The sequence below is a fragment of the Mucilaginibacter sp. CAU 1740 genome, assembly GCF_039839285.1.
Lineage (GTDB): Bacteria > Bacteroidota > Bacteroidia > Sphingobacteriales > Sphingobacteriaceae > Mucilaginibacter.
Window position 1 is genome coordinate 75,881 of sequence record NZ_JBDOQS010000017.1, and the last position, 10,580, is coordinate 86,460.

Here is a 10,580-nt window from a genome sequence, read left to right on the forward strand (position 1 = left end):
CCTGCTCTGTTTTACCAAATTACAATGGCCGCTTTCTTAAATTTTTCAAGCCCCCTCTAAACCATTTTTCCGTTGCCTGTTCACAATCACACATAAAACAAAACCCAGGAAAACCATCAGCATACTAAAAGGAAAAATATAAAGCATCCCGAAGTTACTGGCCACACCGCCAATAAGCGGCCCGGTTAGGCCGAGCGAAACATCAATAAACAAGCCATAGGCACCTAACGCAGCACCTTTATTTGAAGCGGGTGCCAGCTTAACAGCCTCAACCCCAAGTGCAGGGAACACAAGCGAAAAACCTAACCCGGTTATACCAGCACCAACAAGCGCCAGGTGCGGTGTACCAGCCAGCCAAAGGATCATTAACCCTATTGATTCTGTCGCTAAACAAACCATCGCCGTTTTTAAACCACCGTAATTGTTGATAGCATTTGCAAACATCAACCTGCCAAGAATAAAGAAAGTACTAAAAACTGATAGGCATAAAACGGCGTTAGTCCAGTTTAAGTAGGCGTAGTATAAAGTTATAAAGGTTGATATAGCACCGAAGCCCAAACCACCAAGACCCAAACCAACACCATAAGGTGCCACAATTTTTAAAACCGCGAGGAACGATTTTCCAGGTTCAATACTATCTCCACGTACGTTTTCTTTCTGCTGAGCCAGGAAATATCCTGCAAGTCCCACTAAAAACGTAACAATTCCCAGGCTCACCAAACCATAGGCATTAGCCAATAAAATGCCAACTGGGGCACCTGCTGCAAGCGCGCCATAACTGGCTATACCATTAAATGATATTGATTTGGCGGTATTATGCTCGCCGGCTGCGTTAATGGCCCAGGTAATAGGACTTGCCCCTATCAACCCCTCGCCAAAACCGGTAGCAAGGCGGGTTAAAGCAAGCAGTAATAAACAAATTTCGCGGTATTCTTTAAGCGATAGGGCTACCAATAAAAACAAACCACTGATGGCAAAACCGGTCATGCTGGTCAACACAGCAGGTTTCGGACCTTTTTTATCGATAATTTTACCGGCAAAGCCCCTGAACAAAAAGGTACTTAAATATTGAAGACTGATCACCACGCCGGCAACCATAGCGCTATATCCTAACTGGTTATGGATAAACACAGGCAGCACACCTAAACTTAAACCAATAGTAAAATAGCCTATAAAAGTAAATTTAACGTAGCTTATTATACTTAAGTTGATGTTTGATGATGTGCTTTTTATACCGGTATCCGCTTCCATGCTGCAAAGATACATTGTTAGGCCATATAAGGTAAGTGTTATTTATACACTTTACTTTGAGGTAACATTTTAATAAAAATTTAATGCAGAGATGCATCATCGGCATCCTGTAGAAGCATATTCATAACAGTTGTCGGAAAACGGCTTCCCAAATTTTGATTAATGCTTTTTATCAAAATTCTTGCTCAAACTTTAATTTCTGGTTGCTCTGGTATTTGAAAAAGCTCTTCATACATTTATTGTTAGCAAACATCAAACAAACCTTTTGGTTATTACGCTATGGAAGAGTCCAATAAAATTACCATAACAGGCAGCAATGCAGGCGAACACCTTGCCATTGCAGGTGGCCAATACCGCATCCTTGTAAGTGGAGATGCAACTAATGGCCGGTATGCCATTATTGAAATGAACGTACCACCCGGAGGAGGCCCTCTACCCCATGCGCATCCCGAAATTGAAGAACTGTTTTACGTAGCCGATGGCGAAGTGCAGTTTAAAACGGACTCTGGCCCTGTTACCGCCGCTACAGGTGCTTTTATCCGCATCCCGCTTGGCGGCGGCGTGCATGCGTTTAAAAACATCTCGGATAAACGGGCAAAACTGCTTTGCACCGTGATGCCTGCCGGCCTGGATAAAATGTTTGAGGAGATCAGTGCCGCCGGGCCGGGACAGGCGATAGCTATTACACAGAAATACAGGCAGCAGGTGTACCCGGCTGACTATTTTGATGGGAAGAAATAACGGAGCAAGCCAGACTTACGAAGTTTTAAAAACTTCGTAAGTCTCCGCAAGATGGCTCTACGCAGTTGTACGTTCAGCAGCCGGTCCCCTTTGTAGCATCCCGCTCAAACCTTCATATTCATCACCGCTCATCCCAACCACACCCGCTATAACATCTAATATCCCGGCACCTTGGTTAACAGTCAATAGCAGGTTAATAAACCCCACCAGTGTTTTGCTTTGAGTGATACTTAAACTCTGGAAAATTTTAGGCTCGGTACAATAAAGCTCTTTTACCACAGCTACCAGGTTGTCAGTTTTACTATTGGGTGTAGGGAGTATACCCTTGGCCTCATATTCGTTGATCAGTTTATCGGCCTGTAAATCCCTGATAAAATGTTTCTCTTTAATAAACACCAGGGTATTCAACGCTTTCAGCAGACTTTTAAATGATGGATCGGTTTGGTTGCTGCCAGAGAAACCGAATACCGGGTTATCATCTATCGTCTCCTTAAAATTATCGAAGAAGGGCGATGCAACATAAACCGAATGGTGAAAATCGATGGCCTTGTTATTGAATGAGGTATGCTTTTTGGCGGTTTCCTTTTGGTTTCCGCCTAAAAAATAGAAGTAGTACTTATCCCCTATCTTCTGGTTCCAGCGGATGAAAACGATTTTAAAGCGGTCGTCGCCAACCTCATGTATCATTTCTTCGCTATCTCCAATGATATCGGTATAAGGCAGCTCAACTTCGTTAATGAATATTTTATAACCCTTTTCCCTGTTGAGGAATAAAAACCAGCCAAACTCGCTCGACAGGAAGTTTTTAAACTCCCGTGAAGCCAGCATACCCGAACTCAGATCATAAAAATTATAAAAATTCACTACAGTGCCCGTATTTTTTTCCCGGACGATAAGCGTATCAGCCAGATCAAAATTTTGCAGGTCGCCTTTATTGATGCCGATGCTGTATCGCAGCATTTTGCCTTCCGGGCCTTTAAAAACTGTTAACCAGCTACAACTATTGGCAAACGTACTGAAGGCATAACGCCCTTTCCCCTTACGCCCTCTCACAAAACCATCGTTATTTAAAGGATCAGCCTTATGCGAATCGAGGAAATTGCCAAATGTTTCATCAATGGTTTGGATATCTATACCCGAGCCATTATCACTGATGGAAAACGCCATGAGATAGCCCAGTTCATTACCTTCAAAGTCTAACCTGACCTCTGTAGCGCCCGCATCAAAGCCATTCCATATGTATTCGGCTATGGCTTTTTTATAGTCGTTAGGCAGTCCGCTTTGTTCAATACTTTTAGTGGTAATTTTTGATGTGTGTCTGTTCATCCTTGAGGCTTAATCAAGATACTAATATACTTAGTATATCAATAATAACTTTGGGTTATTTTTCAACACAACAAGGATACCCCATTTAACTACTTAAGCGGCGTAACCACTATTGACGATGCAAATCCACCTTTACCAATTGATGATGACAGGTAAACGGGTACGCCGTTTTTCCAAAAGGTAGCGACCGATTTTTTGTCGTGAGTTGATTGACCCGATGTGTAAACATCGTTGTCTTGTACCTTGATCCCGGTAACTTCAGTATAATCACCAGGGAGCAAAGTTAACTTTTTATTTTTGAAGTAACCGGCCCCCTTGGCTGTGAGACAAGCCAGATAAACATCAGCACCGCTTACTGCTATCTCAATGGTGTTAATCGCAGTGGTTCCGTCGGCTACCGATACAGGTGTGTCATCTATCCAATAATTGGGTATCGGTTTAGCTGAAACGAGATTGTATGTAGCCGGAATATACATATGGCCATCCTGAAAAGCTATATTTTTCCCTGCGTATGACCCTACATCATTGGGAAGCTTTGTTGGAACACTGTTTTTCCAATACACCGTCGATGCCCCTCCCGCCCCGAGCTGGTAACCAGATATATAAATATCTGAACCCTGAATAGCTATACCCGCGGTACTTCCGCTATTTTTATCAGACAATAAGGAAAGTGTAACCCTTTGCCCATTTTTCCAGTAAACGGCAGAACTTTCAATAAAACCTGTTATATAAACATCATTCCCATCTACTGCTATACTGCCGGCCGACGCATTTACAGCATTGGTTGTTAAATTTACCTGCACTCCATTTTTCCAATATGTTGCAATGTAAGCGCCGTTGGCATCAGTAGTATAACCAGCAGTATAAACATCATTACCATTAACAGTAATGGCGTTCGCGGCCGCGTTTTTTGTACCATTGGTAAGAATTGTAGCAACTCCGTTTTTCCAGTAGGCTGCTTGCCTGACATAAGTTACCGAGTCATAAGTACTGCCGGCAACGTAAACATTCGCGGTTTGAACATACTTGGGGAGCGTATCGGTTTTAACAGGTTTAACGTCTGATTTATGGCTACAGGCCGCAAAAAATAGCGAAAAAGCTAAAGTTGTGTTGATAAGGTGTTTTAAGGTTTTCATAACTGTTTAATTGCAACAAATTAACAGGAGCTAATATACCTTTTTTATGATTTGTGAATCTTAAAATTTAAACTACAGCCTATCTTTAACTTATCCGCTACCTCATCAGCTTAGCATAAACCTCATTGAGCTTAGCATTACGAAGCTGCTTTTCATCCTCCAATTCACCTGCCTTTAAAAAGCCGCCATTCAACTTGTTAAATTTTTCGTCAATTAATGCTGATTGTTTTTTTAATGCGATGATAGCCGGGCGGTATTTAGTTTTCGCGTCCTCGTTAAACTCCGGGCTGTTCATTGCGGCTTCCACCTGTAATATATTGAGATAAAACAGTCTGATCTCGGCCATTAAAAGGTGCTGTTCAAACTCCTGGCTATTTTTCTGCGGGACAAGTTTATTGAGGGTGGCAAAAGCAGTCTTCGCGCTATCAACTAAATTGTCCAGCGATAAGTCCGCATTACCTTTTACCTTACCAAGTACAACGGGGTATGGAGCTGTAAACAGAGCTTTTTTAAACTGATCGGCATCTGCCTCACTAAAACCGTAATTAGTTTTGCAATAGCTTCGAATAAATGCCGAAATATCCAAAGGCTGATTGGCTTTAACAGCAGTTGTATAAGCTGAGATCAACAGGTTAAAGGCGGAAAGAGGATAAACCCTGCGGACAGGATATAAAGCTACCGGATCTTCATTCGAATCAAAAACGGTGGAATATGCGCCCGAAGTTGACCAGGAAGTCATCACTACGCCCTGGTAATGCAAAGCCTTGATCTGCGGTACAAAATTGCGGATGTTTTCGAAATGGTTATGCCATTTTTCGATGTAGAAATTATCCGGCTCGCTGCGAATGGATGGCGCCCCCCATACTTCGTAACCGCTGGCCAGCAGCTTATCGCGGTTACCGAAGAGGTTTGGGTCCCAACCGTAGTTCCAGTCAACAAATACGGTTTCTTTAGGTAACAGGTGGATATAATCCGGATATTTCAGGGCGATATCAGCCCACACTACCGGCTTTTTTCCCAGGCTGCTTACAATATCACAGATGAGCTTGATGTGATCAAAATATAACCTTGATAAACCAACCTCGGCCGCTTTTTTCTTACATTTTTCGCAATGGCCAAGCAAAAAAGTTTCGTCGCCGCCAATGTGTACGTAAGGGGAATTATGTAGGCTGATCATATCTTTGATCAGTTTGGTGAATAACTCACGGTTAAGCTCTGGTTCGCTGGGGCATACCTGCGAAAAATCTTTTTCATCTTCACGCAGAGCCGCGTATTTATAGTTTTTCAGGATATACTCAACATGGCCAAAGGTCTGCTGCAAGGGGATCACATCTATATTTAAACCTTCGCAGTACTTTATAAAATCTTTGACCTCAGCACGTGTATAAGCGTATTTGTTAGAGATAACGGCCTCGCCATTGTACGGATATGAACCCTCCCACTCCATAATTAATGTATTGATACCCTGGTTATGAAGCTGAAGTGCCAGCTGTTTTAACGCGGGCATGGTCATTACCTGGATACGCAGATCGACATGAAACCCTTTTACTTTTAATTTATCCTGCGCGTAGCTTTGATAAGCTATCGAACAAAACAAAAAAGCTATTAATAAAAAAAGCTTTGCAGGCTTCAAATAGTTGGCGCGAAGGTTTTTCATATCTGATTTCGTTTTGTCGTGTACGTACACGACAAAACGAAACTACAGGGTTGATTTTAAATTTCCAAATATTATCGCTGTAAAAAATAAAAATTAAGCTTATTTACGCTGTTCGAAGTCCCTGACTTCGAATTAGCTATGCCTGGAGTTTGTAACTCCAGGCTGTAGTCACAGACTACAGACATAATGGTTCGAAGTCTCTGACTTCGAACAGCGGTTATTTTTAAATTTCCAAATATTATCGGAGCAAATTGGATAAAATATTTAAAACCGTATCATTTGAATGTTCCCTCCAATCAACAATTAAAAAATATTTTTTTGATTTTAAAAAATCACTATCATTGCAACCGTGTACGTACACGAAAAACCATGACAAAACCAAAAACACTTTTCCCCATGCTGTTGCTTTGCGCAATGTTTTTTGCGTTTGGTTTTGTTACCTGGGTGAACGCTATCCTTATCCCCTTTTTTAAAACCGCGTTCGAGCTGGATCATTTCGCATCGTACCTTGTAGCTTTTGCGTTTTATATTTCCTATTTGGTTATATCATTACCAGCCGCGCACCTGCTTAAAAAAAGAGGGTTTAAAACAGGAATGAGCCTTGGTTTCTGGATCATGGCAACCGGTACCGCGCTTTTTATCCCTGCTGCGTATTTTAAACAATACTCTATTTTTCTACTGGCTTTATTAGTGATAGGCACAGGCCTGGCCATAGTACAAACGGCAGTAAACCCATACGTTACACTATTAGGCAAGCAGGAACATGCCGCACGCCGAATTAGCATTATGGGTATCTGTAATAAAGTTGCCGGCATTATCGCGCCTGTGTTTTTAGGCTCGTTCATCTTTTTAAATAAAGACCAGCATTTTATTGACGCGCTGCACCACATGCAACCCGCCGCTAAAGAGGTTTTCCTCGCGGCATTTATCCGCCGGGTTATTCCGCCCTATATTGCGGTTTCGGTGGTATTAGCGGCTTTGGGGGCTTTAGTGAGGTTTCCCATCCTCCCCGAAATTGAGGTGCAAGCTACAGATGAGCAGGCTTCCTCGCCGCAAAAGATCATCCATTACCCGCATTTGATATTAGGCGCGCTGGCTATATTTTTCCACGTTGGTTCGCAGGTTGTAGCTATCGATACCGTTATCAGCTATACCCGCGATATGGGCTTGCCTATCGAGAAAGCCCGGTATTTTCCTTCGGCTGTATTATTCATGACCATCTGCGGGTATTTTTTAGGGATCATTTTTGTTCCCTGGAAGTTTTCGCAGTTAACAGCTTTGCGTATTTGCAGTATATTGGGGCTTACGCTTTCGTCGCTGGTCTTGTTGTGTCACAACCAGATCTTGCTTTGGGGACATACGCTGAGCGCCTCGGTTATATTTTTAACTATGCTGGGGCTGGCCAACTCCATGATCTGGGCTTGCATATGGCCACTCTCGCTCGATAGGTTAGGCGATAAGGTGCGTATAGGCAGCTCATTACTTATTATGGGGCTATGTGGAAACGCTATAATGCCCTTAATTTACGGCTACCTGGCCGATCGTATCGGTCTGCAAAACGCTTACATTATCCTATTGCCCTGCTACACATATTTGGTATTTTTTGCCCTGCGGGGATATAAACTGAACACATGGAAACTAAGGAACAACTAATGTCACCTTTTCTAAAAATAACTAACGCACGCATTGTAATGCCCAAAGGTATCATTACCAATGGCACACTAATAGCCGAAAACGGCCGGATCAAAGCCATTGAGTACGGCCCGGTTGATTTTGCCTGCGATAACGAGATCGATGCTGAAGGAAATATCCTAAGCCCAGGTTTTATAGATATTCACGTGCATGGCGGTGGTGGATATGACTTTATGGATAATACCGTAGATGCTTATTTAAAAATAGCCGAAATGCATGCCCGATTCGGCACTACTGCTATGGCTCCTACCAGCTTAAGCACTGGCCTGCCCGACCTGGTGAATACCCTCGCCTGCTATGAAAAAGCTATAACACAAAACCATAACGGTGCCGACTTTATAGGTTTCCATATAGAAGGTCCCTATGTTTCGATGGAACAAAAAGGGGCGCAAAATCCGCTTTATATCAGGGATCCTAATCCTACGGAATATACTTCTATAATAGAGCGGTTTCCGTTTGTAAAACGTTGGAGTGCTGCCCCGGAGTTACCGGGGGCTATGGAGTTTGGCCGGTATTTGAAAGCCAATCACGTGCTCCCAGCCATTGCCCATACCGATGCTGTTTTTGAGGATGTGATCGAGGCTTTTAATAATGGCTTTACGCATGTGACACACTTCTACAGCTGCATGTCTACCGTGTTTAGGAAAGATGCCATGCGCTACGCCGGTTCGGTGGAGGCGACTTACTTTTTGGATGATATGACCGTGGAGATAATTGCCGATGGCGTGCACCTTCCTCCTGCCCTGCTCAAACTTGTTTGTAAACTAAAGGGCTATGACAATATTTCGCTGATTACCGATGCCATGCGTGCAGCGGGCTTGCCTCCCGGCGAGAGCTACCTCGGCACCATCGAAGATAATTTTAAAGTGATTGTTGAAGATGATGTAGCCAAACTCCCAGACCGTTCAGCCTTTGCCGGTAGCGTGGCCACCTGCGATAAGCTGGTTAAAAATATGGTTCAACTGGCAGATGTGCCATTCGTGGAAGCCATTAAAATGATGACCATTAACGCGGCAAAAATAATGGGGGTTGATGGACAAAAAGGCTCATTAGAGGTTGGCAAAGATGCTGATCTGGTTTTAATGACCGATGATTTTAAGGTATTGCAAACCGTTGTTAGAGGGAAAACAGTTTATAAAGCTGAAAAAGAGAATTAGAAAAAGGTATAAAATTGGGCGGTTGGGCCTGTCACCCTGAGCTTGTCGAAGGGTCGCGCGCAGAGGCCTTACCCTCCATGCTTCGACAGGCTCAGCATGACCCCCACTTCTATACTACACAAAATCACTACGCCTTTATTGTTAATGATCACTCGAACATTTAAACATTACTAAAATGACAACAAAATACCAAAACCTAAACGTTATCACCTTGGCAGATAGGCAGGCCCTCGGCGCGAAAGCCGCTGCCGATGCTTCTGCAACCATTAAGCAGCTGCTAAGCAAAAAGGAACAGATCAACATCATATTCGCGGCAGCACCATCACAATCGGAGTTTTTAGAAAACCTTAAAAACGATGACTCCATTGAATGGCAGAGGATCAACGCTTTTCATATGGATGAATACCTTGGTTTACCGGCAGATTCACCTCAGGGCTTTGGTAATTTTTTAAAGGAAGCCATATTCAGTCACGTTAGCTTTAAGAGTGTAAATTACATTAACGGTAACGCCGGGAATGTTGATGAAGAACGGAAACGTTATGCAGAACTATTGAATAACAACAAACCCGATATCGTTTTTATGGGAATAGGCGAAAACACTCACTTAGCCTTTAACGAGCCTTTCCAGGCCGATTTTGCCGACCCCGAAATAATTAAAGTAGTAACCCTCGATGCGGTTTGCCGCCAACAGCAGGTTAATGATGGATGTTTTAACCAGATAGCGGATGTGCCGGTGAACGCGCTAACCCTTACCATTCCTGTTTTAATAGGGGCACCGCATATATTTTGTATGGTTCCGGGTATAAAAAAGGCAGATGCGGTAGCGAAAACCCTGAAGGCAGCAGTTTCCGTGGCATATCCTTCAACCATTTTACGTGATCATCAGGACGCCACTTTATACCTTGATACTCAAAGTGCATCTATAATATAAACTCGCACCTTATAAACCGATCAGCCATCGCATTCCCAAAAATGATCTCGACAGAAACCATTATTCCGTTTTCCGCGGCGGGCACAGATAGCGCTGTGCTAAGCATTCAGCATGCTTTGTGGGGAACGGATGAACTGCCGAGATCAACTATTGAGATTGCACATGATGGGCAAGGCATCCTACTAAAGTTTGATGCTTTTGATAAGCATCTTCATTCAAAAAAAAGAAGTTTTAATGATGATGTTCACCTGGATAACTGCGTTGAATTTTTTCTGCGCTTTCCGGGCGATGTTAATTATTACAATTTTGAGTTTAATTGCCTTGGCTCGATTAAAGCAGCTTATGGCCCGGATAGATTTCAACGGGAGTTTTTACCGGTTGAGATCTTACAACGGGTAGAACAAAACCTTGAACTTTCCATCAGCAACCAAAATACAATAGGATTGATCAACTGGAAAGTTGACATTTATATTCCTTTAACGGCCTTTTATTTTAGTTCCATATCCTCGCTCAAAAACCTCGATTGCGAAGCCAATTTCACTAAATGCGGTGACATGCTGGCTCAGCCTAACTATTTCTCCTGGGTTTTTATCGATACCGTTACCCCCGATTTTCATCGCCCTGATTTTTTTGGGCAGATCCATTTTGCCTGATCGTTTACTAGAAGCTGTCTAAAAATATCTAAAAAT

The 10,580-nt window shown here is 42.9% G+C and carries 9 protein-coding genes; 5 read left to right on the plus strand and 4 right to left on the minus strand.

Annotated features, from left to right (window positions below; genetic code table 11):
• Nucleotides 1–45: 45 nt before the first annotated feature.
• Entirely contained in the window at nucleotides 46–1,251 is a 1,206-nt protein-coding gene (locus AAFN85_RS28335) for an MFS transporter (protein WP_347531340.1), read from the minus strand.
• Between the two features lie 279 nt (nucleotides 1,252–1,530).
• Between AAFN85_RS28335 and AAFN85_RS28340 the strand changes: the two genes are divergently transcribed.
• Entirely contained in the window at nucleotides 1,531–1,992 is a 462-nt protein-coding gene (locus AAFN85_RS28340) for a cupin domain-containing protein (protein WP_347531341.1), read from the plus strand.
• Nucleotides 1,993–2,049: 57 nt separating this feature from the next.
• Here the strand turns inward: AAFN85_RS28340 and AAFN85_RS28345 are convergent, their stop codons facing one another.
• The 3 genes from AAFN85_RS28345 to AAFN85_RS28355 all read right to left on the minus strand — a co-directional run bounded on the left by AAFN85_RS28345 (nucleotide 2,050) and on the right by AAFN85_RS28355 (nucleotide 6,111).
• On the minus strand, nucleotides 2,050–3,318 hold the full coding sequence (locus tag AAFN85_RS28345; protein WP_347531342.1) for an ATP-binding protein: 1,269 nt from the start codon (nucleotides 3,316–3,318) through the stop codon (nucleotides 2,050–2,052).
• Nucleotides 3,319–3,407: 89 nt separating this feature from the next.
• Nucleotides 3,408–4,454 (minus strand): hypothetical protein, encoded by a 1,047-nt coding sequence (locus AAFN85_RS28350; protein WP_347531343.1) that lies wholly within the window; start codon nucleotides 4,452–4,454, stop codon nucleotides 3,408–3,410.
• Between the two features lie 97 nt (nucleotides 4,455–4,551).
• Complete coding sequence (locus AAFN85_RS28355) at nucleotides 4,552–6,111, minus strand: beta-N-acetylhexosaminidase (protein WP_347531344.1); 1,560 nt, start codon at nucleotides 6,109–6,111, stop codon at nucleotides 4,552–4,554.
• 369 nt (nucleotides 6,112–6,480) lie between these two features.
• Here AAFN85_RS28355 and AAFN85_RS28360 point away from each other — a divergent pair, with 369 nt between their 5' ends.
• The 4 genes from AAFN85_RS28360 (at nucleotide 6,481) to AAFN85_RS28375 (ending at nucleotide 10,544) form a co-directional block, all read left to right on the plus strand.
• Complete coding sequence (locus AAFN85_RS28360) at nucleotides 6,481–7,764, plus strand: sugar MFS transporter (RefSeq protein WP_347531345.1); 1,284 nt, start codon at nucleotides 6,481–6,483, stop codon at nucleotides 7,762–7,764.
• Entirely contained in the window at nucleotides 7,764–8,960 is a 1,197-nt protein-coding gene (nagA, locus tag AAFN85_RS28365) for an N-acetylglucosamine-6-phosphate deacetylase (RefSeq protein ID WP_347531346.1), read from the plus strand. The genes AAFN85_RS28360 and nagA overlap by 1 nt, the downstream gene beginning before the upstream one ends.
• Before the next feature lie 175 nt (nucleotides 8,961–9,135).
• Nucleotides 9,136–9,891, plus strand: coding sequence for a 6-phosphogluconolactonase (locus AAFN85_RS28370; protein WP_347531347.1), 756 nt, complete (start codon nucleotides 9,136–9,138; stop codon nucleotides 9,889–9,891).
• 41 nt (nucleotides 9,892–9,932) lie between these two features.
• Nucleotides 9,933–10,544 carry a carbohydrate-binding family 9-like protein gene (locus AAFN85_RS28375; protein WP_347531348.1) on the plus strand — a complete coding sequence of 204 codons (612 nt, stop codon included), beginning with the start codon at nucleotides 9,933–9,935 and terminating at the stop codon, nucleotides 10,542–10,544.
• Nucleotides 10,545–10,580 lie beyond the last annotated feature (36 nt).